At 70.3% G+C, this 26,091-nt stretch carries 20 protein-coding genes and 1 tRNA gene; 7 read left to right on the top strand and 14 right to left on the bottom strand.

The window, feature by feature from the left end:
• The first annotated feature begins 209 nt into the window (after positions 1–209).
• Positions 210–1,781: a DEAD/DEAH box helicase gene (locus tag AC5RV6_RS03295; protein ID WP_494005845.1), complete on the top strand. Its 1,572-nt coding sequence runs from the start codon at positions 210–212 to the stop codon at positions 1,779–1,781.
• A gap of 19 nt (positions 1,782–1,800) precedes the next feature.
• On the opposite strand, the gene AC5RV6_RS03290 is transcribed toward AC5RV6_RS03295, so the two are convergent.
• Entirely contained in the window at positions 1,801–2,259 is a 459-nt protein-coding gene (locus AC5RV6_RS03290; RefSeq protein WP_494005844.1) for a pyridoxamine 5'-phosphate oxidase family protein, read from the bottom strand.
• Between the two features lie 60 nt (positions 2,260–2,319).
• Here AC5RV6_RS03290 and AC5RV6_RS03285 point away from each other — a divergent pair, with 60 nt between their 5' ends.
• Positions 2,320–2,790, top strand: coding sequence for a YccF domain-containing protein (locus AC5RV6_RS03285; RefSeq protein ID WP_494005843.1), 471 nt, complete (start codon positions 2,320–2,322; stop codon positions 2,788–2,790).
• Here the strand turns inward: AC5RV6_RS03285 and AC5RV6_RS03280 are convergent.
• The 4 genes from AC5RV6_RS03280 to betT all read right to left on the bottom strand — a co-directional run bounded on the left by AC5RV6_RS03280 (position 2,787) and on the right by betT (position 10,067).
• Entirely contained in the window at positions 2,787–4,712 is a 1,926-nt protein-coding gene (locus AC5RV6_RS03280) for a penicillin-binding transpeptidase domain-containing protein (protein WP_494005842.1), read from the bottom strand. The genes AC5RV6_RS03285 and AC5RV6_RS03280 overlap by 4 nt on opposite strands.
• A gap of 107 nt (positions 4,713–4,819) precedes the next feature.
• Entirely contained in the window at positions 4,820–6,421 is a 1,602-nt protein-coding gene (locus AC5RV6_RS03275; RefSeq protein ID WP_494005841.1) for a GMC family oxidoreductase, read from the bottom strand.
• Positions 6,418–7,941, bottom strand: coding sequence for an aldehyde dehydrogenase family protein (locus AC5RV6_RS03270; RefSeq protein ID WP_494005840.1), 1,524 nt, complete (start codon positions 7,939–7,941; stop codon positions 6,418–6,420). Before AC5RV6_RS03270 ends, AC5RV6_RS03275 begins: the two co-directional genes overlap by 4 nt.
• Positions 7,938–10,067, bottom strand: coding sequence for a choline BCCT transporter BetT (gene betT / locus AC5RV6_RS03265; RefSeq protein ID WP_494005839.1), 2,130 nt, complete (start codon positions 10,065–10,067; stop codon positions 7,938–7,940). The genes AC5RV6_RS03270 and betT overlap by 4 nt, the downstream gene beginning before the upstream one ends.
• 397 nt (positions 10,068–10,464) lie before the next feature.
• Between betT and AC5RV6_RS03260 the strand changes: the two genes are divergently transcribed.
• Entirely contained in the window at positions 10,465–11,067 is a 603-nt protein-coding gene (locus tag AC5RV6_RS03260) for an SRPBCC domain-containing protein (RefSeq protein WP_494005838.1), read from the top strand.
• Between the two features lie 196 nt (positions 11,068–11,263).
• Positions 11,264–13,903 (top strand): ATP-dependent chaperone ClpB, encoded by a 2,640-nt coding sequence (clpB, locus tag AC5RV6_RS03255; RefSeq protein WP_494005837.1) that lies wholly within the window; start codon positions 11,264–11,266, stop codon positions 13,901–13,903.
• 87 nt (positions 13,904–13,990) lie between these two features.
• Here clpB and AC5RV6_RS03250 read toward each other — a convergent pair whose 3' ends face one another.
• Positions 13,991–16,894: a septum formation family protein gene (locus AC5RV6_RS03250; protein WP_494005836.1), complete on the bottom strand. Its 2,904-nt coding sequence runs from the start codon at positions 16,892–16,894 to the stop codon at positions 13,991–13,993.
• A 275-nt stretch (positions 16,895–17,169) separates the two neighbouring features.
• On the opposite strand from AC5RV6_RS03250, the gene AC5RV6_RS03245 reads away from it, so the two are divergent.
• Complete coding sequence (locus AC5RV6_RS03245; protein WP_494005835.1) at positions 17,170–17,403, top strand: DUF3073 domain-containing protein; 234 nt, start codon at positions 17,170–17,172, stop codon at positions 17,401–17,403.
• Between the two features lie 205 nt (positions 17,404–17,608).
• Here the strand turns inward: AC5RV6_RS03245 and purM are convergent, their stop codons facing one another.
• The 5 genes from purM to AC5RV6_RS03220 form a co-directional block, all read right to left on the bottom strand.
• Positions 17,609–18,730, bottom strand: a complete 1,122-nt coding sequence (purM, locus tag AC5RV6_RS03240; protein WP_494005834.1) for a phosphoribosylformylglycinamidine cyclo-ligase — start codon at positions 18,728–18,730, stop codon at positions 17,609–17,611.
• Positions 18,727–20,298: an amidophosphoribosyltransferase gene (gene purF, locus AC5RV6_RS03235; RefSeq protein ID WP_494005833.1), complete on the bottom strand. Its 1,572-nt coding sequence runs from the start codon at positions 20,296–20,298 to the stop codon at positions 18,727–18,729. Before purF ends, purM begins: the two co-directional genes overlap by 4 nt.
• Before the next feature lie 51 nt (positions 20,299–20,349).
• A complete protein-coding gene (locus AC5RV6_RS03230) occupies positions 20,350–20,670 on the bottom strand; it encodes a hypothetical protein (RefSeq protein ID WP_494005832.1) in 321 nt (106 codons plus the stop codon).
• 86 nt (positions 20,671–20,756) lie between these two features.
• Positions 20,757–21,116, bottom strand: a complete 360-nt coding sequence (locus tag AC5RV6_RS03225; protein ID WP_494005831.1) for a sterol carrier family protein — start codon at positions 21,114–21,116, stop codon at positions 20,757–20,759.
• A 13-nt stretch (positions 21,117–21,129) separates the two neighbouring features.
• Positions 21,130–22,149 (bottom strand): asparaginase, encoded by a 1,020-nt coding sequence (locus AC5RV6_RS03220; RefSeq protein ID WP_494005830.1) that lies wholly within the window; start codon positions 22,147–22,149, stop codon positions 21,130–21,132.
• A gap of 162 nt (positions 22,150–22,311) precedes the next feature.
• Here AC5RV6_RS03220 and purD point away from each other — a divergent pair, with 162 nt between their 5' ends.
• Positions 22,312–23,622 carry a phosphoribosylamine--glycine ligase gene (purD, locus tag AC5RV6_RS03215; RefSeq protein WP_494005829.1) on the top strand — a complete coding sequence of 437 codons (1,311 nt, stop codon included), beginning with the start codon at positions 22,312–22,314 and terminating at the stop codon, positions 23,620–23,622.
• Positions 23,619–24,521, top strand: a complete 903-nt coding sequence (locus AC5RV6_RS03210) for a phosphoribosylaminoimidazolesuccinocarboxamide synthase (RefSeq protein WP_494005828.1) — start codon at positions 23,619–23,621, stop codon at positions 24,519–24,521. The genes purD and AC5RV6_RS03210 overlap by 4 nt, the downstream gene beginning before the upstream one ends.
• 21 nt (positions 24,522–24,542) lie before the next feature.
• Here AC5RV6_RS03210 and AC5RV6_RS03205 read toward each other — a convergent pair whose 3' ends face one another.
• The 3 genes from AC5RV6_RS03205 to AC5RV6_RS03195 form a co-directional block, all read right to left on the bottom strand.
• Positions 24,543–25,184, bottom strand: a complete 642-nt coding sequence (locus AC5RV6_RS03205; protein WP_494005827.1) for a dihydrofolate reductase family protein — start codon at positions 25,182–25,184, stop codon at positions 24,543–24,545.
• Between the two features lie 135 nt (positions 25,185–25,319).
• The gene (locus tag AC5RV6_RS03200) at positions 25,320–25,799 is read right to left on the bottom strand and encodes a hypothetical protein (protein ID WP_494005826.1); all 480 of its coding nucleotides are present in this window, start codon (positions 25,797–25,799) and stop codon (positions 25,320–25,322) included.
• Positions 25,800–25,892: 93 nt separating this feature from the next.
• A tRNA-Pro gene (locus AC5RV6_RS03195) sits at positions 25,893–25,969 on the bottom strand.
• Positions 25,970–26,091 lie beyond the last annotated feature (122 nt).

The following is a 26,091-nucleotide window of genomic DNA, read 5'->3' as shown; positions in this document are numbered from 1 at the left end:
GGGCCCCGGAATGGGCTACACTGGGCAAGTTGCTGTGCCGAAGGATCACCGTTCCGCTGCACAGCCGGCGTCGATGAACGCTCTCTTCCGTCCCGCGGTTCGGCCGGCCTCCATGGCCAGGCCCGCGGTGGACGCAGTCTGATTTTTCTTCGGCGAACCCCGTGCCAAACGGCCGCGGGGACACCAACCGAAAGTGGCTTTCCGTCTTCATGACCACCTTTGCTTCCCTGGGCGTGCCCGGGGCACTGTCCGACACCCTTGCCGAGCAGGGCATCACCGAAGCGTTCCCCATCCAGGTGAGCACCCTTCCCGACACCCTGGCCGGCCGCGACGTGCTCGGCCGCGGCCGCACCGGCTCCGGCAAGACCCTGGCCTTCTCGATCCCGCTGGTCTCCCGGCTCGCCGAGGCAGGCGCCGTCGCCCGCCGCCGGCGCGGCCGCCCGCTGGGCCTGGTCCTGGCACCCACCCGTGAGCTGGCGAACCAGATCAACAACGTCGTCGAGCCGCTGGCCAAGGCCCTGGGCCTGAACACCACCGTGGTCTACGGCGGCGTCTCCCAGGCCCGCCAGGAAAAGGCGCTCGGAGCCGGCGTGGACATCGTCATCGCCTGCCCCGGCCGGCTTGAGGACCTGATGAAGCAGGGCATCGTGTCCCTGGAGTCCGTCGAGGTCACCGTCCTGGACGAGGCCGACCACATGGCGGACCTCGGCTTCCTGCCGGTGGTCAAGCGCCTGCTGGACCGCACCCCCGAAAAGGGCCAGCGCCTGCTGTTCTCCGCCACCCTGGACAACGGCGTGGACAAGCTGGTCCGCCGCTACCTGCACAGCCCGCTGACCCACTCGGTGGACGACCCGCAGGCCGCCGTGACCACCATGGAACACCGGGTGTTCCTCACTCAGGACGCCACCGCCAAGAAGCTGCTGGTCAAGGAACTGGCCTCCGGCCGCGGCCGGCGCATCATGTTCATGCGCACCAAGCACCACGCCCGCAAGATGGCCAAGTGGCTCACCGACCAGGGCATCCCCGCCGTGGACCTGCACGGCAACCTGTCCCAGAACGCCCGTGACCGGAACCTGGGCGAGTTCGCCGCAGGCGACGTCCGCGTGCTGGTGGCCACCGACGTTGCCGCCCGCGGCGTGCATGTGGACGATGTGGAACTCGTGGTGCACATCGATCCGCCCACGGAGCACAAGGCCTACCTGCACCGTTCCGGCCGTACCGCCCGGGCCGGATCCGACGGCACCGTCGTCACCCTGACCCTGCCGGAGCAGAAGGGTGAAGTCACGAAGCTGCTCAAGGCGGCCGGTGTGAACGTCGCCATGGAACAGGCCAGCCATACCTCCGCGGCGGTTGCCGAACTGGTGGGCGAGAAGGCCGACCCCGTGGCTCCGCACGTCCGCGCCGAGGCGCTGGCCGCCAAGCTGCCCCGCCAGGGCGGCGGCTCCTCCACCGGCGCCAACGCCAAGCGCAAGCGCGCAGCCCGCACCGGCAGCGGCAACGGCCGCGGCGGCGCAGCTGCCGCTCCCGCCGGCCGGGGTGCCGGCCGCGGCTCCGAGGAGGCCCGCCCGCAGCGCCACCGCGAGCAGGCAGCCGACGGCCCCCGCCAGGGTGGCCGGGGACGGCGTCCCGCGGAGGCAGGCTCCGCCCGTGCCGCCGGTGGATCCCGGAGCAACGGACCCCGCACCTGGACCTCGGAGACCCCCTCGGCGGCTGCTCCGGCCCGTACCCGGCGCGGCCCGCGCCGTGCCACGGCGCCGGCGTCGAACGAACGCCGCAGCTGATCCTTTGATCGGGTCCCGGCTACTCCGTCCGGGACCCGCGCTGCTGCACGATGTGACGGCGCGCAGACGACGCAATCATGAAGCGCCGTCCGTCCGTCTGTGCAGGTTCAATGCGCACAAAATGGTTCTTTTCGCCGTCCTGCCACGGGTAAATCGGCAGCTGGTCGGAGTCCAGGACCTCCTCGATGGCCTCCAGCTGCCGGGCCGTGCCCTTCAGCACCACTGACCAGGCCGAACCGAGCCGGTCATCGTGGCCGTCCACCTCGAACGCCACCGGACCGCCCGCCAGGGCTCCGGCCAGCTTGGTTCCGGACGCCGTGCGGAAGACCACCGACCCGCGGTCCACCGCGAAGTTGATCGGGAAGATCTCCGGCTGCCCGTCGACCAGCACGGCAAGCCGGCCCACGGCCGCCTCCCTCAGGTACTCCCAGCATTCGCTGACGGACAGTGTGAACGGGGCATCATTGCGGCTCGTCATGGCCTCATTGTAGCCACCGGGGGAATGGTCCCGGCCGGGGTTCCGGGCCACAATGGGGGGATGAACGCCATCCTGAACGTGATCTGGCTCCTCTTCGGCGGCATCTGGCTGGCCCTGGGCTACGCCGCCGCCGGCATTGTGTGCTGCGTGCTGATCGTGACGATTCCCTTCGGAATCGCGTCGTTCCGCATCGCGGCGTATGCGTTGTGGCCGTTCGGCCGCACCATCGTGGACCGCGGCCGCGGCCCCGGGGTGCTCTCCACGCTGGGGAACATCATCTGGCTCCTGGTGGCCGGCATCTGGATTGCGCTGGGGCACATCGCCACGGCCATTCCGATGTTCCTGAGCATCATCGGCATTCCGCTGGGCATCGCCAACCTGAAGATGATCCCGGTCTCGCTGATGCCGCTGGGCAAGGCCATCGTGCCGACCGACCGGCCCGGGATCACCCCCTACGGGCAGTACCGGGGCACGTACGGCCAGGCCCCGTACGGCGCCACCGCCTACCCGGGACGGGACGGGCGCTTCTAGCCGGCGGCCCCGGCCAGGAACGCCCGCATCAGCGGTCCGCCCGACGTCGAGCCCAGCTCGCCTTCCTCCACGAACACGACGGCGGCCAGGTCGCCCTGGGTCGCCGCGAACCAGGCGTGCGTGCGGGGAGGCGTTTCGCTGCCGAACTCCGCGGTGCCGGTCTTGGCGCCGGCGGGCTCGCCGGGCAGGTCCAGCAGGACCTGTCCGCCGCCGTCGGTGACCACGGCCCGCATCATGTCCTGCAGCACCGAGGCCTCGGCCGCCGTCAGTTTCGACGCGGCCGGCGCGTCGGTGCCGTCGTCACCGCCGGCTTCAGCAGGGCCCTCGGCCCGCACCAGGGCCGGGCTCACCCGTTCGCCGGCCGCCACGGATGCGGCGGCCACCGCCATGGCGAGCGGAGACACCAGCACCTGGCCCTGTCCGATCAGCGAGGCGGCGTGGTCGGTGCCCTCGGCCTCGGCCGGCACCGCACCAAAGAAGGCGCCCGTACCCAGCGGGGCCTCGACGCCGATGCCCAGGTCCGCGGCGGCGTCGGCCAGCTGCTGCTGGGAGACCTCGTCGGCGGCGTTGATGAACGCCGTGTTGCAGGACTGGGCGAACGCCTGGCGCAGCGGAATCTCTCCCACGAAGGCCGACGGATAGGTGGAGGCGTTGCCGAACCGTCGCCCGTCAACGCTCACCTCGGCCGGGCACTGCACGGTGGTATCGGCGGTGGCGCCGCCGCGGAGCATGGCCAGCGAGGTGGCGATCTTCAGGGTCGAACCCGCCGGGTACTGGCCGAGCAGCGCGGTCTGCCGGCCCTCGCTGCCGGGCCCGTTCGCCGCAGCGAGGACCTCACCCGTCGAGGGGCGGATGGCGACGATCGCCGAGGCCGAGGGTTCCTCCGCCAGGACCTCTTCGGCCAGGGTCTGCAGCCGGGCGTCGAGGGTCAGCTGCACCGGCGTGCCGGCGACCGGGTCCACCTGGTGCAGCACAGGCTGCGTCCCGTCGGTGCGGGTCACCACGACAGCGCGCCCATCGATGCCGCGCAGCTGGTCGTCATACTGCTGCTGCAGGCCAGACAGGCCGACCTGGCTGCCCGGCAGCAGTGCACCGTCGGATTCTTCGATGAGCTCGGCCGTGGCTTCTCCCACGCTGCCGATCAGGGTCCGGGCGAAGGTGCGGGTCGGTGCCAGCTCACGGGTGGAGGGCAATGCCACGGCACCCGGGATGTCCGAGATCCGTGCTTCGATGTCGGCGTTCTCCTCGTCCTGGCGCAATACGATGGCCTCCACAAAGGCCTGCGGGCCGTTGGCGGCCACCTGCGCGGCGTAGGCCTCAGGGTCCAGGCCGAGCTCGGCGGCGAGAGCCCGGGCGGAAACGTCGAGCACGTCCAGGCCCTGGGAGGACTTGTCCAGGCCCACCCGCCACACCGGGCGGTCCGTCACCAGCGGCTGCCCGTCCCCGCCGAGGATGTCCGCCCGATCGGCGCCGTAGGTCTGCAGCTGCAGGGCGTGCCCGTCCTCCAGCATCGGATGCACGAGGGAAGGGTGCCAGCGGGCCCGCCACTGGTCGTCGTCGGCGTCCTCGTCGCGGTCGAGCCGGAGGGTCGTGGTGTAGCTGAAATCGTCGTCGGTATCCGGCAGGTCCCAGGTCCAGTCCAGCTCCACGGAGGCCGTTGCCGGGTCCTGCTTGCTGACTTCGCCGGCGGTGACGGTGGGATTGGGCAGGTTGGACAGGCCGCCGGTGATGTTTTGCAGCTCGAGGTCCGGAGGAGTGTCGCTGTCGGAATTGAAGGACTCCTGCGAGATGTTCAAGCCGGACAGGGCCGCGGCGAGGCTGTCCGCCGCCTGCTGCGGATCAGGTTCGGACCGGCAGGCGGTCAGCGGCAGCAACGAAACGGACACCACGGCTGCTGCAGCGAGCAGCTTCTTCTTCCCCATCCGCACAGGGTACCTGCTGGGCCGGTGGGCACCACGCCTGTTAAGGCGTCCGGGCGGCGCCGGGAGTTCCGACGCCGCCCGGAAAGTGCGGTGATGAAGTGCGCAGGCTAGCCCGCGGCGGCCTCGGTGAGCGAAGCCCGGCGGTCGGCCTTGATCAGTTCGGCGGCCCGCTCGCCGATCATCATGGTGGTGATGTTCGGGTTGACGGTCACCAGCTCCGGCATGACCGAGGCGTCGGCGACCCGCAGCCCGGTGACGCCCTTGACGCGCAGCTGGGGGTCCAGCGGCGCCATCGCGTCGTCGGCCGCGCCCATCCGGACCGTGCCGGCGGGATGGTAGACGGTGTTGTGCGTCTTCCTGATGTATTCGATGATCTGCTCGTCCGTCTGCACGTCCTTGCCCGGGTACAGCTCCTCGCCCACCCACTCGGCCATCGCCGGCTGGGCGACGATCTCGCGGGCCTTCCGGATCCCGCAGACCATCACGCGCATGTCGTGCGGGTCGGTGAAGTACCGCGGATCGACCATCGGCTTGTCCCGGTAGTCCCGGCTGCGCAGCCGCACGGTGCCGCGCGAGCGGGCATGCGTGACGTTCGGGGTCAGGCAGAAGCCGTTGTCCGTGGTCGGGTAGCCGTGGCGCAGGGTATGCATGTCGAACGGCACCGCCCCGTAGTGGAACATGAGATCGGGGCGGTCCAGCCCCTCCTCGGTGGGGGTAAAGATGCCGATTTCCCACCACTGGGTGGAGGATTCGGGCATCGGCTTCTTCGCCTCCCACTGGATCACGCCCTCGGGGTGGTCCTGCAGGTTCTCGCCGACACCGGGGGAATCGACCCGCACCGTCACGCCGCGCTCCTCGAGGTGCTCCTTCGGGCCGATGCCCGAGAGCATCAGCAGCTTCGGGGAATCGATGGCTCCGGCGGAGAGAATGACCTCCCGGCGGGCGCCCAGGTGCTTGGCGCGTCCAAACGGGTTGTCGACGACGTCGACGCCGGTGCAGCGGTTCGCGTCGTCGAAGGTCAGTTCCTTGGCGAGGTACCCGGTGAGCAGGGTGAAGTTTTCCCGCTCCATGATCGGGTGGATGTAGGACACCGACGAGGAGGAACGGGTGCCGTCGGCGCGGCGGTTGATCTGGAAGAAGTTCGCGCCGTTGATGACCGTTTCGCCGGTGTTGAACTTCACCCGCGGGATGCCGGCCTGCTCGCAGGCGTCCAGCAGGGCGACGCCGCAGGGGTCGTCGGCGGGAATGTTCATCAGGTGCACGGGCCCGGAATCGCCGTGATGCGGGGCATCGGGGCCGGCGTCCTCGTTGCTCTCGAGCTTCTTGTACAGCTCCCAGGCCATCGTGGCGTTCCAGCCTTCGGCGCCGAACTTGGCCTCCCACTCGTCGATGTCCTCGCGGGGGGCCCAGAAGGCGATGCAGGAGTTGTGGCTCGAGCAGCCGCCCAGGACCTTGGCCCGGGCCTGGCGCATGAAGGAGTTGCCGTTCTCCTGCGGCTCGATCTGGTAGTCCCAGTCGTAGCCGGATTCGAGCAGCTCCATCCAGCGGTCCAGCTGCAGGACCTCGTCAACGCCGCGGTCGTCGGGGCCGGCTTCGACCAGGGCCACCTGGACCTCGGGGTCCTCGCTCAGCCGTGCGGCCACGGCGGCTCCGGCGGAGCCGCCGCCCACCACGATGTAGTCGAATTCAGTCTGTTCCAGGGCGGTCATGATGCCTGGCCGTCCTTTCCGTTCTCGTTCTCGTGATCGGTGAACCAGTTGGTCACCTGGGGGTTGGTGTTGTGGTAGATGTGCTTGGCTTCCTGGTACTCGGACAGGCCGGCCAGCCCAAGCTCACGGCCGAAGCCGGAGCGTCCGTAGCCGCCCCACTCGGCCTGCGGCAGGTACGGGTGGAAGTCGTTGATCCAGACCGTTCCGGCCCGCATCCGGCGGGCCACGCGCTGGCTCTTGCCGGCGTCCTGGGTCCAGACGGCGCCGGCCAGGCCGTAGTCGGTGTCGTTGGCCAGCTTCACGGCCTCGTCCTCGCCGTTAAAGGTCTCCACGGTGACGACCGGGCCGAAGGCCTCCTCGAGCAGGGCAGTGGATCCGCCCTTGACGTTGTCCAGCACGGTCGGCAGGTAGAACCAGCCCTTGGCGAGGTCACCTTCGCCCCAGGCGCCGCCGCAGCGCACGCGGGCGCCTTCCTCCACGGCCTTGGCGACGTAGGCGGTGACCTTCTCGCGGTGTTCGGGGCTGATCAGCGGACCGGTTTCGGTGGCTTCGTCGAACGGCCCGCCGAGGCGGATCTGCTTGGCGCGGCGCACCAGCTCGTCCACGAAGCGCTCGGCGATCGGTTCCTCGACGAGCAGCCGGGCGCCGGCGGAGCAGACCTGGCCGGAGTGCACGAACGCCGCGTTCAGCGCGTTGTCGAGCGCGGCGTCGAAGTCGGCGTCGGCAAAGATGACGTTCGGGTTCTTGCCGCCCAGTTCCAGCGCGATCTTCTTGACCGTCTTCGCGGCGGACTCGGCGATGATCCGGCCGGTGGACACGCCGCCGGTGAAGGAGACCAGGTCGACGTCGGGGTGCTCCGAGAGGGGAGCACCGGCCACCGCACCGGCACCGAGGACCAGGTTGGCGACGCCGCGGGGCAGGCCGAGCTCCTCGAGGACCTGCATCATCAGGATGGAGGTGTGCGGGGTCAGCTCCGAGGGCTTGAGGATGAACGTGCAGCCGGCGGCCAGCGCCGGGGCGATCTTCCAGGCGGCCTGCAGCAGCGGGTAGTTCCAGGGGGCGATCAGCCCGCAGACGCCCACCGGCTCGTATTCGATCCGGCTGACGACGGACGCGTCGCCGGCGTCGACCACCCGGCCGGCGTTGGAACCGGCCATCTTGCCGAAGTAGGCGAAGGCGTTGGCGATGTCGTCCATGTCGATTTCGCTCTCCACCAGCCGCTTGCCGGTGTCGAGCGTCTCGGCCATCGCGAACTCGTCCTTCCGCTCGCGCAGCCGGGCGGCCACCTTCAGCAGGAAGTCGCCGCGCTCCGGGGCGGGCACGGAGGACCAGTCGCCGCGGTCAAAGGCCGCACGGGCAGCGGCGATCGCCTTCTCGGTGTCCTCGCGGGTGGCTTCGGAGACCAGGCCGACCAGCTCGCCGTCGGCCGGGTTGCGGATTTCCCGGGTTCCGCCGTCGGAGGACGCCGTCCAGGCGCCGTCGATGAACAGTGTCGCTGTGTCCGTGCTTGCAGCGGTCATGCTTTCTCCTCCTCGGTGGCGAAGTCGGCATCCCAGTTGTCCTTGGATACCTGCTCTTCGCTGATGGATGTTCCTCCCGGCACCTCGCGGTTGAGGTGCAGGAATTCCAGATGGGTCTCGTAGTGGTCCAGGACGTCGGTGATGACCTGTTCGCGGGTGTAGCCGAGCAGGTCGTAGCCGTGGCTGCCTTCCAGCGAGAAGACCTCCATGCGGTAGTACTTGCTGTCCGCCGAGGCGTTGCGCACCGCGTAGGAGGGGGTGTCGTACTGCACCGGGTAGATCTGGTACTTGAACACCCGCTCCTCGCCCATGCCGACCTGCAGGTCCACGCAGCGGATCCGGTGCGGGCCGGCCTCGCCGACCGAGAGCGCGACGTCGGCGCCCTGGGACTTCAGCTCGTCATGGACCTCGCGCAGGGCGGGCAGCGCGACGGCCTCAACGAAGCGTTCGGCCTGCTTCGGGCCCGGGTAGGTCATGACCCGGGCCAGGCGCTGGCGCCAGCTGCGGCCGCCGCGGGCCTCGCCGCTGCGCCCGGCGATGATGTTGGGCAGGGATGCGCGGTAGCTGTCGGTCAGGGTGTTCTCCACCCGGAGCGCCTTGTAGACGCCGAGCATGATGAACACCAGCAGGATGGACAGCGGCAGGCCCATGATGATGGTGGCGTTCTGCAGGGTGGTGACCCCGCCGACCATCAGCATGGCCAGGGTCAGCACGCCGGTGGCCACGGCCCAGAAGATGCGCAGCCACTTGGGGCCGTCGGAGTCCGCGTCCTTGAGGTGCGAGGTGAAGTTGGCCATCACCAGGGAGCCGGAGTCTGCGCTGGTGACGTAGAAGAGCAGGCCGGTGAAGGTGGCGATGGCCATGGTGGCCGGGGCCCAGGGCATCTGCTCGAGCAGGCCGTAGAACGCGCGTTCCGGCTGGTTCATGGCCACTTCGCCGAACGCCGCGTTGCCGCCCATGACCAGGTCCAGCGCGGAGTTGCCGAAGATGGAGATCCACAGCAGGATGAAGGCGAACGGCACGATCATGGTGCCGAGGACGAACTCGCGGATGGTCCGGCCGCGGGAGATGCGGGCCAGGAACAGGCCGACGAACGGCGCCCAGGCGATCCACCAGGCCCAGAAGAACAGGGTCCAGGCGCTCATCCATTCGTCCGGCCGGTCGTAGGCCATGGTGTCCATGGTCATGGCGGGGAACCGGCTGAGCACGTCGCCGATGTTCTGGACGATGCCGTCCAGCAGGAAGTTGGTCTTGCCGGCGATCAGCACGAAGAGCATCAGCCCGACGGCGAGGATCACGTTCAGCTCGGACAGGCGCCGGATGCCCTTTTCGACGCCGGAGACCACCGAGACGGTGGCCATGATGACGGACAGGGCGATCAGGGCGATCTGCACGGTCAGGTTCTCCGGCAGGTCGAACAGGACCGCGAGGCCGTAGTTCAGCTGCACCACGCCGATGCCCAGGGAGGTGGCGATGCCGAAGATGGTGCCCAGCAGGGCCGCGGTGTCGACGCCGTGGCCCAGCGGGCCCTCGATCTTCTTGCCGAAAATGGGGTAAAGGGCGGAGCGGATGCTCAGCGGCAGGTTGTGGCGGTAGGCAAAGTAGCCCAGGGCCAGGCCCATCAGGGCGTAGAGCGCCCAGCCGGTGATGCCGTAGTGGAACAGGGTCCAGACCAGCGCCTGGCGGGCGGCTTCGGCGGTGGAGCCGTCGCCCTGCGGGGGAGCGAGGAACTGGGAGACGGGTTCGGAGACCGAGAAGAACATCAGGTCGATGCCGATGCCCGCGGCGAACAGCATGGCGCCCCAGGTGAACAGACCGAACTGCGGCTTGGAGTGGTCGGGGCCCAGCTTGGTCCTGCCGACCCGGGTCAGGGCCGTGGTCAGGACGAAGACCACGACCAGGCTCACCACCAGGAAGTAGTACCAGCCCATGTTGGTGGACACCCAGCCCACCATGGAGCCGATGACGGCCTCGGCGCCGTCGGTGTCGATCATGGCCCAGAGGGCGATGGCCAGGATCCCGACGGCGGAGCCTGTGAAGACCGTCCAGTTGGCCCTGGTACGGGGTTCCGGGACCTCTGCGGGCGGTTCCGTGCTGCTGGTCGTTTGCTTCGCTGGACTGCTCATGTGGTCCTTGGATCGGCGACAGGGACGGGCTCGCCGCTGCCCTCCGACACTTGCGGAGCGACTCACGCGGCGGGCCGTGCCGGCCCCGCCGTTGAGGGCAGGGCAGGCCCCGGCGACGGCGTCAGCCGTGGCACGGGAATACTTCGAACTTATCCAAAAGCCTGCTGGGGATTCCATTTCTTAGAGATCGGTCACACTTCACACAGGCCCGGACCCCGGGCTGCGCGGGGTGCGGCGCGGCGGCGGCCGGGCCGCGTCCGGGCAGCCGGGACCCCTGTCACCGCGGGGCCAACCCTGCTACCGTCGAAGCAATCCAGCAGTGACCGCCGCCACAGCCGTCGGTCGTGGCGGCCCGGCTGCAGGCCCCGACCGGGCGGCAGCAGCAAGGAGACGAAACATGCCTGAACTTGAGGTCAAGCTCAACGAAACGGAGAGGGGCTTCGGTCTTCGGCAGATCCATGCCGGGCACGCCGTCATGGTCGTGATCGCGCGGACGCTGCCGCACCCCATTGAAGAGGTCTGGAACGCCCTGACCGACCCCGGGCGCCTTGCCGTCTATCTGGTGGAGCCTGAGGGGGACTTCCGCCGCGGCGGTGAGTATCGGATGCCGGACAACGCGACCGGCGTCATTGAGCGCTGCGACCCGCCGCGCCTGCTGACCGTGTCCTGGACTCCCGGGCACGGGCAGGCGGGTGAACTGGAGATCCGCCTGGCGGCCGAGGACTCCACCACCCGACTCGAACTGCGGTACGCGTCGGTCCGCAAGCGCTTCGTCTACGCCGATCCCGGGGAAGAGGAATGGCCGGCCGGCCCGGGGTGGGAGTTCGTTCTGGACCGATTGGCCTCCTATCTGGAGGGGTCCCTGACGACGCCGGCGCAGTCGCTGGAGCTTGCGGACATCGGCGGCGAGGACCGCGAACTCTTCGAACTCCGCAACCGGCTGTGGGCCGAGGCGAAGCTGGAGTTCGACCGCGAGCACCGGAGCAACGCGCGCCGCTAGACACCGGCGGCGGCCGGGCAGCCTCGGCCCCAAAAGTGGCCTGAACCCTGTGGAGGAGGCTGTGGATAACTTTACAATTCAAGTTGAGTTGATTACACTCAACTTTGTTGCGTTCGGTGGGTTTAGGGCCCGTACTGCTGGGCCTGCTCTCCGCCGGAAGCTGTAGGAAGAGTTTCTGAGCCAGGGAGGAACCGCCGTGGAACCGAAGTTCACGAACAAGAGCCAGGAGGCTCTCTCGGCCGCCGCGATGAACGCGAATACGGCCGGTAACCCGCAGATCGAGCCCGCCCACCTGCTTAAGGCGCTGATGGACCAGCGCGACGGCGTGGCCGTGGCCCTGCTCAAGGCGCTGAACGTCAATGTGGACGCCGTCAGCGTCGCGGCGTCCAACGCCATCCGGCAGCTGCCCTCCACCTCCGGCTCCAGCGTGTCCCAGCCCCAGTTCTCCCGCCCGCTGCTGCAGGTCATCAGCGGAGCCCAGCAGGAGGCGGAAAAGCTCGGCGACGCGTACGTCTCCACCGAGCACCTGCTGCTGGGCCTTTCGCTGGACAGCGGCGCGGCCGGCAAGGCGCTGCGGGACAACGGTGCCGGCCATGACGAACTGACCACCGCCCTGCCGGCGGTGAGGGGAGACCGCAAAGTGACCAATGCAGACCCGGAGAACACCTTCCAGGCGCTGGCGAAGTACAGCACCGACCTGACCGAGCTCGCCCGCACCGGCAAGCTCGACCCGGTCATCGGCCGCGACGCGGAGATCCGCCGGGTGATCCAGGTGCTCAGCCGGCGCACCAAGAACAACCCGGTGCTGATCGGCGAGCCCGGCGTCGGCAAGACCGCCGTGGTGGAGGGCCTGGCCCAGCGGATGGTCGCCGGCGACGTGCCGGAGAGCCTGAACAACAAGACCCTGGTCTCCCTCGACCTCGGGTCGATGGTGGCCGGCGCCAAGTACCGCGGCGAGTTCGAGGAGCGGTTCAAGGCGGTGCTGGAGGACATCGGCAACTCCGACGGGCAGATCGTGACCTTCATCGACGAGCTGCACACCGTCGTCGGCGCCGGAGCCGCCGAGGGGTCCATGGACGCCGGGAACATGCTCAAGCCGATGCTGGCCCGCGGGGAGCTGCGGCTCATCGGGGCGACGACGCTGGACGAGTACCGCGAGAACATCGAAAAGGACGCCGCGCTGGAGCGCCGCTTCCAGCAGGTGTTCGTGGGCGAGCCGTCCGTTCCGGACACCATCGGCATCCTCCGCGGCCTCAAGGAGCGCTACGAGGCGCACCATAAGGTCGCCATCGCCGACTCCGCCCTGGTGGCGGCGGCGAACCTGTCCAACCGGTACATCACCGGACGGCAGCTGCCGGACAAGGCCATCGACCTGGTCGATGAGGCCGCGTCCCGGCTGCGGATGGAGATCGATTCGGCGCCGGAGGAGATCGATGAGCTGCGCCGCGCCGTCGACCGCCTCACCATGGAGGAGCTGGCCCTGGCCAACGAAACCGACGAGGCCTCGGTGGAGCGGCTGGAGGCGCTGCGCGAGGACATGGCCAACAAGAAGGAACAGCTGGCCGCGCTCAATGCCCGGTGGGAGGCAGAGAAGGCCGGCCTGAACCGGGTGGGCGACCTCAAGGCCCGCATCGACGAGCTGCGCGGAGTGGCCGAGCAGGCCCAGCGCGACGGCGACCTGGCCGAGGCGTCCCGCATCCTCTACGGCGAGATCCCGAACCTGCAGAAGGAACTCGACGTCGCGCAGAAGGCCGAGGAGGAGGAATACGGCGGCCAGGCCCGCGAGCTCATGGTCTCCGAGGAAGTCACGGCCGACGACATCGCCGACGTCGTGTCCGCCTGGACCGGTGTTCCCGCCGGGCGGATGCTGCAGGGCGAATCCCAGAAGCTGCTGCACATGGAGGAGGCCCTCGGGTCCCGGCTGATCGGCCAGAAGCGCGCCGTCACTGCCGTCTCCGACGCCGTCCGGCGCTCGCGGGCCGGCGTCGCCGATCCGAACCGGCCGACCGGCTCGTTCCTGTTCCTGGGCCCGACCGGTGTCGGCAAGACCGAGCTGGCCAAGTCCCTGGCCGAGTTCCTGTTCGACGACGAGCGGGCCATGGTGCGCATCGACATGAGCGAGTACGCCGAGAAGCATTCGGTGGCCCGGTTGGTCGGCGCCCCTCCGGGATACGTCGGTTATGAGGAGGGCGGCCAGCTCACCGAGGCCGTGCGGCGCCGTCCGTACTCCGTGATCCTGCTCGATGAGGTGGAGAAGGCACATCCGGAGGTCTTCGACATCCTGCTGCAGGTGCTCGACGACGGGCGGCTCACCGATGGGCAGGGACGGACCGTGGACTTCCGGTCCACCATCCTGATCCTCACCTCGAACATCGGGTCGCAGTTCCTGGTGGATCCGGGGCTGAGCGATGAGCAGAAGCGCGACGCCGTGATGAACATGGTCAACAGCAGCTTCCGGCCGGAGTTCCTGAACCGGCTCGACGACGTGATCCTGTTCGATCCGCTGAGCCTGGAGGACCTGTCGCGGATCGTGGACCTGCAGGTGCAGGCGCTGGCGGAGCGGCTCCGCGACCGCCGGCTGGTCCTGGACGTCACGGATGCCGCCCGCGAATGGCTGGCGCTCACCGGCTACGACCCCGGCTACGGTGCCCGGCCGCTGCGCCGGCTGGTGCAGCGCGAGATCGGTGACCAGCTGGCCAAGGGCATCCTGGCCGGCAGGATCAGCGACGGCGACACGGTGCTGGTGGACCGGCCGGAGGAGAGCCTGGATGTCTCCGGCGACGGCGGGCTTTCGGTGGGACCGCAGGGCCTCACGGTCGAGGCGGCGCGCGCGTAGCCGCTGAACACGGCCAGACGCAGGAAGGGGAGGCACCCACGGTGCCTCCCCTTCCTGCGTCTTGCCTAGTACCTCAGGGCCCCGGGATCACGGCGCGATCATCGAGGCCTCGAGTTCGTCTCCGTTCGGGGAGACGACGAAGCAGTCGATGCGGCGGTCGCCGCGCTCCCAGCTGCCCTCGGTCGGGATCGCCCGGTTGAGTTCCAGGTCCGGGTAGTCGGACACGGCCGCCGAATACGGGGCAGCGGAGCACAGCTGCTCCGCCCGCTCGGACAGCTCGTCCGCGCCGGGGAAGCCGTCGTCGTCCGGGTAGGTTTCGCTGGCCACGAGCTGGGCGTTGTGCGGGGTCTCGCAGGTGACGACGTCCACGGTGCTGCTCACGCCCTCATAGCCGCGCAGGCAGTCTCCGGCGGTCAGGTCATTGGCGGCCACGCCCTGCCGGAGCACTCCCTCGCCGGGTTCCCCGGGGCCGAGAATGCGGGTCAGCAGCAGCACGGCCAGCAGCACCAGGATGCCTGCGACGCCGATCATCACCAGGGTGCGGCGGTTGGCGGCGCCCTTCCGCTGCGGTGCCTCCGCTTCCCGCCGGGCGCGGCGCGAGTCCGACGCCGGGACCGGGCTGGCCACCACGACGGGCTCTTCCGGGCCGTCCGCGTCGCTCGGCGCCGCCGTGAGCCGGCCGGTGACCGGTGCTGCAGCGGCGATCCCCGCGGTGTGGGACGAGTCGGCATCCTGATCCTCGGCAGCGGTATCGGCTGCGGAAGCGCCCGCTGCGGAAGCGCCGGTGGCGGAAGCATGCGCCGCGGAATCGCCTGCGGCAGCCGTGCCGGCCGCGGAAGCGGCGTCGGTCTCGGCGTCGCGATCAACGTTCGTGTCGGTGTCGGTGTCGGTGTCGGTGTCGGCTGGCAGCCCGTCGGCCGCCGGATCGGCCACAGTCTCCGCCGCGGCGTCGACATCGGTGTCGGTGTCCGTCTCGGTGCCGGTGGCGGTGTCCGATTCCGATTCCGTGTCAGCGTCCGACGTGATGTCGGCCGGCGACGTGGGTTCTTCCGCGTCGGCCTCAGGGCGGTTGTCGGGATCGGAGACTTCCGCCTCTGCTCCTGCCTCAGCCTGGGCTCCGGTCTCGGCGTCGGCGTCTGGTTCGGGCTCGGCGTCGGCGTCGGCGGCAGTTACGGCATCGGTGTCGGAGCCGGCCTCTGCGCCAGCGTCCACGTCCGCGCCGGGCTTGGAGCTGTCTTCCCCGTCCTCGCCCTCAGCATCACCGACCGCCTCCGGCACGGTGTCAGCGTCGGCGCCGGAGTCGTCTCCAGCGCCGGCGTCTTCTCCGGCGGCAGCATCGTTGGCGGACTCCGGAGCGCCGGTGGAAACCGCACCAGCGGATGCGTGGGCCGCAGGGAAACCGGAGCCCGGGGGAAGGGGCTCACCGCCGGCGACGATGCGGCCGGCTTCGGCAGCCTCCTCTTCAACCGCCCGGGCTTCCTGGGCGGCGTCGCGGACTCCTGAGGCTTCCGCCACGTCCGCGCTGACGGCGGCATCCGCAAGCGTGGGTTCCTCAAGCTGGATGTCCTCAGGGTTCGTGACCTGGACGTCCTCGTCGGCGGCTGCGGGATCGGACGGGGCAGCTGCGCCATCCGCGGGCGCGCCGTCGCCGGCAGCCTCCGAAGCACCGGCTTCCTGAGCGGTATCAGCCGCATCCGCAGCGTCGGAGGAAGCATCGGTGGGGAACTCCGTACCCGGCGGCAGGGGCTGCCCTCCGGCCGCGAGCCTTCCGGCCTCGGCGGCTTCCTCTTCCACCGCGCGCGCCTCGGAGGACGCGTCCTCCACACCCGCGGCCGCGGCTGCGTCGGCGCTGATGGCCGGCTCGGCCAGCGTCGGTTCCTCCAGCTGAAGGTCGTCCGGAGCGGTCACGGCAGCTTCGGCTTCCGCCACGGCGGCTTCCGGTGCCACGGCGGCGACAGCCGGCGCCGCTGTGGCACCGGCGACGCCGGCCGCCCCGGCAGCCTCGGCGGCGGAGGTCTTTCCGGCGTTGTCGGCGTCTCCTGCCCTGTCGGCGTCGCCGGACTCAGCGCCCGCCGCGTCGGTGGGCGTGTCATCAGTTGCCCCGCCGGCCGAGTCGCCGTCCGGTGCCTGCACCTCGAAGGCCTGGGTCCAGGTGTCGACGTCGTGACCCCCGTCGGCGGACAGCCAGGCCGGGGGAGCGGTGTGCGAGGCGAGATCAATCAGCCCGGTAGCGGGAGCAGGGTCGGAGGAAGCGGCCGGGGTCCCGGTGTCCCCGGCTCCGGCGTCCGAAGTGTCCGCAGTGTCCGCAGTGTCCGCGGCCGCCGGCGCGGCCGATGCGTCCTCATCGGCCGCGCCGTCGGGTCCGGCAGCCTCCTGCGACCCGTCAGACCGGGCGTCGGGAGCCGGAGCCTCCGGCGCCACGTCAGCGGTGGGGGGCGTGCCGTCCGCAGCGGTCGCAGACTCCTGGACCTCGAAGGCTGCCGTCCAGGTCTCGGCGTCGCGGCTGTCGTCAGGGGAGAGCCAGGCCGGAGCGGGAGTATGGGCCACCAGATCGATCATGCCGGTTGCCGGGGCTGCATCGGCAGCTGCGGAGGGCGCCGGCTCTGAACCGGCCGCCACTGTGTCAGCAGCACCGTCCGGCGAGCCGGACGCAGCGGGGGAGGCATCGGAGACCGGGCCGGGGGCAGGGGCGTCGGCCCCCTCCTTCGCAGCCGCGTCCCCGGCGTCGGTGCCGGCTGGAGCGTCCGCTGCGGCGACGGTGCCGCCCTCGGGGCCTGTTGCCCTGTCAGCGTCAGGTTCCGCGGCGGCCGGCTGCCCGGTCTCTCCGGCCGTGCCCTCCCGGGCTGCACCGTCCTGCCGGTCATCCCTGCCCTTGCGCCGGCCGAACAGGCTGCGCGCCAGTCCCTTCAGTCCACCGCCCTCCGGTTCGGGACGGCCAGGCGTCTGTTCCGGGGAGGGATCCTCTCCGGGTGTGTTCTTCTGATCGCTCATGGTGAACGCCTGATCCTCCCTGTCGGGGGCACACGTGTGCCCCGCAAAATCCTTCTCACCCCCGACTTTAGCCAATGCCGGCCCCGCAACGCAGGATGGTGGCGTACCCGGTTCCCCGGCCGATGCGGACCTCAGGGGCGCCGGACGCCGTCGCGCGCCCACAAGGCAGCCGGAAAGCATGTAACCTGTAGTTACGACAAATTGACCAATTATTCCGGGGCCTCGCTCGTGCCCGAGCGACCTCTTCCGGATCGACGCAAAAAGGGGGTCACGCCATGGGGCGCGGCCGTCAGAAGGCAAAAGCTACCAAGCAGGCTCGGGAGATGAAGTACTTCACCCCGGCCACGGACTATTCGGCGCTGCAGCGTGAGCTGTCGGGTCCGTCGAATCGTCCCTCGAGTCGCTACCCCGAGGAACCGGCAGAGCCGGACTACTCGGTGTATGAAGACAAGTACGCGGATCAATTTGGCGACGATAACGATGATGAGGACACCCGCCGCACCGGCTAGCCGCGGCAGCAACTTTTCAGGCGTTGGCGACCAGCCATACTTCAGCGGATCACCCATCGGGTGGATCCGCTGAAGGCTGTTAACGGGCAGCCCGCCCCCGCGCGCCGCTTCAGGCCCGCAACAGCGCCGCCGCCTCCCCGTCCGCGGCGAGGAGCCAGGAAGGCGGGAACCCGGTGGATCCCCGCCTTCCGAACGCTGCTGAGGCTTAGCCCCGCTGGCCCGCGTAGCGGCCGACGAGCCTGACGGCGCCGCCGTCCACGCCCTTGGCTCCCTGCACATAGTCGGGGTCGGGCCCGGGTGCGGCTTCCGCGGCTCCCACGGTGCCCATGACCCAGGCCGGAACGCCACGTGCGGCGAGGCGGGCCAGGGCCGCATCGGCTCCGCCGGCGTCGACGATCGCGACCATGCCCACGCCCAGGTTCAGGGTTCGCTCCAGGTCCGGCAGCGGCACGTTTCCGAGTTCGCTGACCAGTCGGAAGATCGGCGGCAGCTCCCAGGTGGAGCGGTCCACGGTGGCCTGCAGGCCCTTGGGCAGCACCCGTGCCAGGTTGGCGGCGAGCCCGCCTCCGGTGACGTGGCTGAAGCCGTGCACCCCGGCGGGCTCGTGCCGGGCCAGGTCCAGGCAGTCGGCCGCATATACGCGGGTCGGTTCCAGCAGCTCCTCGCCCAGGGTGCGGCCGAGTTCGGAGACCTGCCGCTCCAGCTGCCAGCCGGCATGGTTGACGACGCGGCGGACCAGCGAATAGCCGTTGGAATGCAGACCGGAGGAGGCCATCGCAATGACCACGTCACCCTCGCGGACCCGCTCCGGGCCCAGGAGCTGATCAGCTTCGACGACGCCGGTGGCGGCGCCGGCGACGTCGTACTCATGCTCGCCGAGCAGTCCGGGATGCTCGGCGGTCTCTCCGCCGACCAGCGCGGTGCCGGCCACCTCGCAGGCTGCCGCGATGCCGCGCACGATGCCCGCGATCCGCTCGGGAACGACCTTGCCGCAGGCGATGTAGTCGGTCATGAACAGGGGCTCGGCGCCCACCACCACGATGTCGTCGACGACCATGCCGACCAGGTCGAAGCCGATGGTGTCGTGGATGTCCATGGCCTGGGCGATGGCCACCTTCGTGCCGACCCCGTCGGTGGAGGTGGCCAGCAGCGGCTTCCGGTAGGTGAGCAGCCGGGAGACGTCATACAGTCCCGCGAATCCGCCGACCCCGCCGAGGACCTGGTCATTGTGCGTGGCCTTGACGGCCGCCTTCATCAGCTCCACGGCGCGGTCTCCCGCTTCAACGTCGACGCCGGCGGAGGCATAGGTGATGGCGTTCTCGCTCATACGGATTCTTTCTTGTCGGATGCGGTGACGAGGGGTTCAAGTTCACTGTCCGGGCCGGGATCGCAGCCGTTGGAACCGGCGGCCTGCGCGGCCGGGCTGCAGCCGCCGGCCGATTCGAGCAGGTTCTTGCCGAGCCGGTCCGCGGACGGAAGGGGAATCGGGTAGCTGCCGGTGAAGCAGGCGGTGCACAGGCGTTCGCGCGGCTGCTCGGTGGCGCCGATCATCCCCTCCTCGGAGATGTAGGCCAGCGAGTCGGCGCCGATCGAGGTGCAGATCTCCTCGGTGTCCGCGCCGTTGGCGATCAGCTCGGCGCGGGAGGCGAAGTCGATGCCGTAGAAGCAGGGCCACTTGACCGGCGGGGAGGAGATCTTCACGTGGACCTCGGCGGCGCCCACCTCGCGCAGCATCCGCACAATCGCCCGCTGGGTGTTGCCGCGCACGATCGAATCGTCCACCACCACCACGCGCTTACCGCGGATCACCGACTCCAGGGCGTTGAGCTTGAGCTTGATGCCCAGCTGCCGCAGCGTCTGGCTGGGCTGGATGAAGGTGCGGCCCACGTAGGCGTTCTTGACGAAGCCGTGCGCAAACGGAATGCCGGATTCCTCGGCGTAGCCCACGGCAGCGGGGGTGCCGGACTCGGGCACCGGAATGACGATGTCGGCGTCGTGGGTGTTCTCGCGGGCCAGCTGGCGGCCCATCTCGACCCGGGATTCGTAGACCGAGCGCCCGGAAATGCTGGCATCCGGGCGGGCGAGGTAGACGTATTCGAACACGCAGCCCGCCGGCGTCGCGGGGGCGAAGCTCTGGGAGCGCACGCCCGTTTCGTCGATCGCAATGAACTCGCCGGGCTTGATCTCCCGGATGAAGCTGGCGCCCACCGTGGCCAGCGCGGCCTGCTCGGAGGCGACCACCCAGCCGCGCTCGAGCCGGCCCAGGACCAGCGGCCGCACCCCGTAGGTGTCGCGGGCGGCGTACAGGGTGTGCTCGTCCATGAAGACGAAGGAGAACGCTCCGCGCAGGGTCGGCAGCAGGTCCAGGGCGGTCTGCTCCAGGCTCCGTCCGTCGCTGCCGTTGAGCAGTGCGGTGACGAGCGCGGTGTCGGAGGTGTTGCCCTGCGCGATTTCGCCCTGCCGCGGGCGGCCTTCGCGCTCGAGGATCCGTTCGTAGAGCTCGGCGGAGTTGGTCAGGTTGCCGTTGTGGGCCAGGGCGACCGTGCCCTCGGAGGTGGCGCCCAGGGTGGGCTGGGCGTTGGCCCAGTGCGAGCCGCCCGTGGTGGAGTAGCGGCAGTGGCCGATGGCGATGTGCCCCTGGAGGGTGTTCAGCGTGGATTCGTCAAAGACCTGGGACACCAGGCCCATGTCCTTGTAGACGCTGATCCTGTTGCCGTCACTGGTGGCGATGCCCGCGGACTCCTGTCCACGGTGCTGCAGCGCATACAGCCCGTAATAGGTCAGTTTGGCGACTTCCTCCCCGGGGGCCCAGACACCGAAGACGCCACAGGCGTCTTGGGGTCCTTTTTCTCCGGGAAGCAGGTCATGGGAAAGCGTACCGTCACCGCGTGCCATGCGAGCATTCTCTCACGGCAGGGGGTGCCGGGACGCCCCCGTGCGCCAGCGTTACGGCGCAGTCGGGCCGGAACCCTCCGCGGCGTCGTCGGCCTCCGCCTCGACGACGGCCCGGCGGGTGCGGCGGACACTGATCCGGTCCATCAGCAGCACCGCCAGCGCGGCCAGGCCGACGCCGATCAGCGCGAACAGGATGGTGAACAGGCCCAGCGCCGCCTCCCGGGTGTAGTCCGGGTGCGCCGGGCCCGTGTAGGCCACCACCAGGGCCGCGAGGAAGCCCAGCAGGGCGCCGAGGGCAAGGAACGGAGCGTACTTGGGGGCGCGGCGGATCGTGATCTCGCGGCGCTCGGGGCCGGGCTGGGGGGAACTCATGGAGGAAATTCTACCGGGGGTAGAGACGCCCGGGGACGTTTCCGCCGGCGGCGGAGCGGCCCCTCCTCACGCCGCCGATGTCCGGCTCAGGCGCCGGGGAAGAGCGGCAGCCACTCGGTGAGGTCCGCCCGAAGGCCGGACGCCGACACCTTGCCGGCCGCGGTGGCTTCCGCCCAGGTGGACCGGCCGGTCACCAGCTCCAGCCAGGTGGCGGCGTCGGTCTCCACGACGTTCGGGGGAGTGCCGCGGGTGTGCCGGGGCCCCGGCACGCACTGCGTGACGCCGAACGGCGGCACCCGCACCTCCACGCTGTTGCCCGGCACCCGCTCGGCCAGTTCCTCCAAGGTGTAGCGCACGGCCATGGCCTTCGTGGCCCGGGGTGCGTCGGGTCCGGCTGCGGCGAGGGCCGCGCGGCCGTCTTCGGGGCTGATCCGCCGTCGTGCCATGTCTGTCCGGTCCTCAGCCCAGCAGGGCCTCGTCCAGCACCGACGCGACCGGGGCGCCCAGGCGCAGCTGGCCGACCGGCTGGCCGCCGCCGAGTACCGGCGGCACCACCTGTTCGAGCGCCCGTACCGTGGCTTCGGGGTCGACGACGCCGGTGGCGGCCAGCAGGGTCAGGCCCACCAGGGTGGCTGCGCGGGTGTTGCCGTCCAGCATCTTCAACGCCACCGACACCCCGGTGGGCGTGCCGAGCACCAGCACTCCCTCCGCACCGTTCTTGGCGATGACGCCCAGCTCCTCCATCACCACCGTGTTCTCCCGGCCGTGGCCGTGCACCGCCCACGGGTAGTCCAGCATGGCGGTGGCGACCGTCGCGGCGCGGGCGTCGCCCTCCTTCGCGGAGGGCGCCTTGGCCAGCCGGCCGATGCCGCGGGCCAGGCCGGTCAGGGACACGGCGGCCAGCGGGGCGCCGCAGCCGTCCACGGCCCAGTGCGCCACGGGCTCGCCGCAGAACTCTTCGATGACGGCGCCGACCTGCTGCTGCAGCGGGTGGCTGCGCTCAAGGTAGGTGGCGTGGTTCCAGTTGTTTTCGGTGCAGGCCCACAGGAAGGCGGCGTGCTTGCCGGAGCAGTTGAAGCTGATGCGGCGCTTGCCCTGCCCGGAACGGATCAGTTCGAACCGCATCGCCTCGTCCTGCGGCCAGTCGGCCGGGCACTGCAGGTGCTCCTCCGTCACGCCGGCGGCGGTCAGCATGGACTCGACGACGTCCTGGTGCTCGCGGGCGCCCACGTGGCTGGCTGCGGCCAGGGCCACCTGCGGGCCGCGCAGCGGAACGCCGGAGCGCATGGCGGCGATCGCCTGGAACGGCTTCAGGGTGGAGCGGGGGAAGATCGGCGAGGTGATGTCGCCCAGCTGCGTCACCACGGTCCCGTCGCCGGCCATCACGACGGCGGAGCCGACGTGGCGGGATTCAATGAAGCCGCTGCGTTCCACAACGGCAAGCTCGACGGCGTCGGACGCGGTGAAGGTAGCTGCCATAATGCCAGTCTACGGAGGATCGACGGATGCTCCGGGACGCGGACCCGGCCGAAGCGCCGGCCGGCCGCGGCGGGGGAGCACAGGCGGGCTACGCGGCCGGGGGAACGTCATCTACGCAGGCGGCTTTCAGCGCCCGCCCGGCGGTTAGTAGGCTGGCTCACTGTGAAGGTTCTCGTTGTCGGCCCCGGTGGCCGCGAACACGCCATTGTCCGGGCCCTGCTGGCCGACCCCTACGTTGAAGAAGTCCACGCGGCGCCCGGCAACGCCGGCATCGCCGCCGTCGTCCCGGTCCACCCGATCGACGCCTCGGACCCCGCCGCCGTCACGCTGCTGGCCCGCCGGCTGGACGCGGACCTCGTGGTCGTCGGACCGGAGGCCCCGCTGGCTGCCGGCGTGGCGGACGCACTCGCCGCCGCCGGCATTCCGGTGTTCGGACCCTCGAAGGAGGCCGCCCGGCTGGAGGCATCGAAGTCCTTTGCCAAGCAGGTGATGGCCGCCGCCGGCGTGCCCACCGCCATGGCGCACGTGGCAGCCAACCGCGCCGAAGCCGAAGAGGGCCTGGACATGTTCGGTGCCCCCTATGTGGTCAAGGACGACGGCCTGGCCGCCGGCAAGGGCGTGGTGGTGACCAGCGACCGGGACGAGGCCCTCGCCCATGCCCAGGCCTGCTTCGAGGCCGGCGGCACCGTGGTCATCGAGGAGTTCCTCGACGGCCCCGAGGTCTCCCTGTTCGTCCTCTCCGACGGCCGGCACGCGGTCCCGCTGGCGCCGGCCCAGGACTTCAAGCGCATCTTCGACGGCGACGCCGGCCCCAACACCGGCGGCATGGGCGCCTACTCGCCGCTGGAATGGGTTCCGGAGAACCTCGTCGAGGACGTCATGGCCCGCGTGGCACAGCCGACCATTGACGAGATGGCCGCCCGCGGCATCCCCTTCACCGGGGTGCTCTACTGCGGGCTGGCCCTGACCTCCCGCGGCCTGCGCGTGATCGAGTTCAACGCCCGTTTCGGTGACCCGGAGACCCAGGCCGTGCTGGCACGGCTGAAGACTCCGCTCGGCGGTCTGCTGCTCGCCGCGGCCAAGGGCTCCCTCGACGCCGCGGAACAGCTGCGGTGGGATCCGCGGACCGCCGTCGCCGTCGTCGTCGCCGCCGAAAACTACCCCGACGCGCCGCGCACCGGGGATCCGATCCTCGGCCTGCCCGAGGCGGAGCTGCTGGAGGGCGTGCACGTGCTGCACGCCGGCACCCGGGAGCAGGACGGCGAAGTGGTCTCGGCCGGCGGGCGGGTGCTCGCCGTCGTCGGCCTCGGGGAGGGGCTCGCCGAGGCCCGTGCCCGCGCCTACGCCGGGGTGGAACGGATCGGCCTGGAGGGCTCGCAGCACCGCACCGACATTGCCCTGCGGGCCGAGCGCGGCGAGATCAGCGTGCCCGGAACCTCAGCGGCCGCCGGCACGGACGGAGCCGACGCATGAGCCTGAACCTGCCCGCACCCGCGCAGCTGCCCGGCTGGCGGCACGTCTATTCCGGCAAGGTCCGCGAACTGTACGTCCCCGAGGACCAGGCGGTCACCGACCGGGTGCTGGTGGTCGCCACCGACCGGATCAGCGCCTACGACCACATCCTGCCCACCCCGATTCCGGACAAAGGACGGATCCTCACCCAGCTGAGCCTGTGGTGGTTCGATCAGCTCGCCGGCGTGCCCAACCACGTCATCAGCGCCGACGACGGCGTGCCCGCCGAGGTGGCCGGACGGGCCATGATCTGCAAAAAGCTCGACATGTATCCGGTGGAGTGCATTGCCCGCGGTTACCTGACCGGCTCGGGCCTGGCCGAGTACCGCGCCGATGCCACCGTGTGCGGGGTGCCGCTGCCCGGCGGGCTGGTGGACGGTTCGCGGCTGGAGCCGGCGATCTTCACGCCGTCGGCCAAGGCCGAGCAGGGCGAACACGACGAGAACATTACCTACGACGCCGTCGTGGACACGGTCGGCGCGCAGACCGCGGAGACGCTGCGCTCGCTGACCCTGGACATCTACACCACGGCGGAGCGCATTGCCCGGGAACGCGGCATCATCCTCGCCGACACCAAGGTGGAGTTCGGCGCCGATCCCGCCACCGGGGCGGTCACTCTGGGCGACGAGGTGCTGACCCCGGATTCCTCCCGGTTCTGGGACGCGGAGATGTACCGGCCCGGCCAGGCGCAGGCCTCCTTTGACAAGCAGTACGTGCGGGACTGGCTCACCTCGCCCGAATCGGGATGGGACCGGGGCTCGGATACGCCTCCGCCGCCGCTGCCGGACGAGGTGGTGGAGCGGACGCGTGCCCGCTACGTGGAGGCCTTCGAGCGGCTGACCGGACGCCGCTTCGGATAGGGGAGGGGCTGCGCCGGGCGGTCAGCGGGCAAAGGTGAGGTGTACGGTGCCGCTTTCGGCGACTTCGCCGGATACCTCGTAGCCTGCCTCCAGCTCCCGCAGGTTCTCCCACAGCCGGGTGCCGCGGTCCAGCAGGATCGGGGCGATGCCGACGTGCAGGCGGTCCACCAGCCCGGCGGTGAGGAACTGCCGCACGGTGTCGGCGCCGCCGCCGATCCGCACGTCGCGGTCCCCGGCCGCCTCGGCGGCCAGCTCCAGGGCCTCCTGCGGGGAGGCGGACAGGAATTCGAAGCGGGTTCCGCCGGCCATCTCCAGCGGCGGCCGGGGGGAGTGCGTGAGCACGAAGACCGGGACATGGAACGGCGGCTCGTCGCCCCACCAGCCGCGCCAATCCGGATCGTCGGGAAAGTTGTGCAGCCCGAACATTCCTGCGCCCATGATTTCCGCGCCGATGTTCTCGAAGTAGGCACGGGCGTAGGCGTCGTCGACGCCGGTGGTTCCTTCACCGCCGTCTTCCCCCAGCACCCGGGTCCGGAACGTACGGGTGGCGACGTAGGCGTCGACCAGCCGGCCCCAGTCCCGGCCGAAGGGTTCCTCGGGGGTCTGGTCTGTGGTGGTCGCAAACCCGTCCAGGGAAATGTTCAGATCGACGCGGACGGCCATGGGAGGCTCCTCGGCTGAGAGGCGGCGGCTGCTTGTGCCTCACCGTACCGCGGTGTTTGGACCGTCACCACCCGGAAACGGTGATCAGGCAGGAGGACGGCGGCGGCCTGCAGCCGGGGAACGGAACCGGAAGGCTCAGCCTTCGCTGAGCCGCATCCTGATCTCCCTGCCGGTCGCCGCGCCGTCCAGGGTGAAGGCCAGGACCAGGGCGGCGGCGTCGGGCGGCGGCTCGGGGATAAAGGACGAGCTGCCCTCCCAGTCGGTTCCGGTTCCCGCCGCCCGACTGCCGACCCATCGGTACCGGGTGCCGACGTCGTCGGTGATCTGCGCCTTCAGGCGGCCAAGCACCGCTGCTCCGGGCATCTGCGGCGGGTCCCTGGTCTCGGAATCGGAATCGTGGCGGGTCTCGGCCCAGGCGTACAGGGCCTTCATGAAGGCGTTGTCCCGTCGCATCGTTTCCGGCCCCCGCACCCCGTACAGGCTCACGGTCAGTCCCGGACCGTACCGCTCCAGGCCGGGCGGCAGCTCACCAATGTTCAGGGCGCCGAAACGGACGTCGATTCCGTCGACGGTGGCGACGACGAGATCGCCGGGCGCGGAGACGATGGTGGGCATGCCGGCACCCTAGCCCATTCCCGGGGGAAAAGCTGTCAGGGGGTGGCTGGGAAAACAAGAAAGGACCCGCTGTTTCCAGCGGATCCTTGATCCTGGTCGGGGTGACAGGATTTGAACCTGCGACCTCGTCGTCCCGAACGACGCGCGCTACCAAGCTGCGCCACACCCCGTGGCAGTTGCCTCCTGCGCCTTGTCGGCCCGCCGAAGCAACTTTACAAATATAGCCGATGCCGCCGCCGAACGCGAAACCGGACGCCGTGCCCTGCGTCACAGCGCGGCACGGCGCAGTCCG

It is taken from the genome of Arthrobacter saudimassiliensis, from assembly GCF_059090665.1.
Note: the sequence above shows the minus strand (reverse complement) of the source record. Positions and strands in the feature narration are given on the sequence as shown.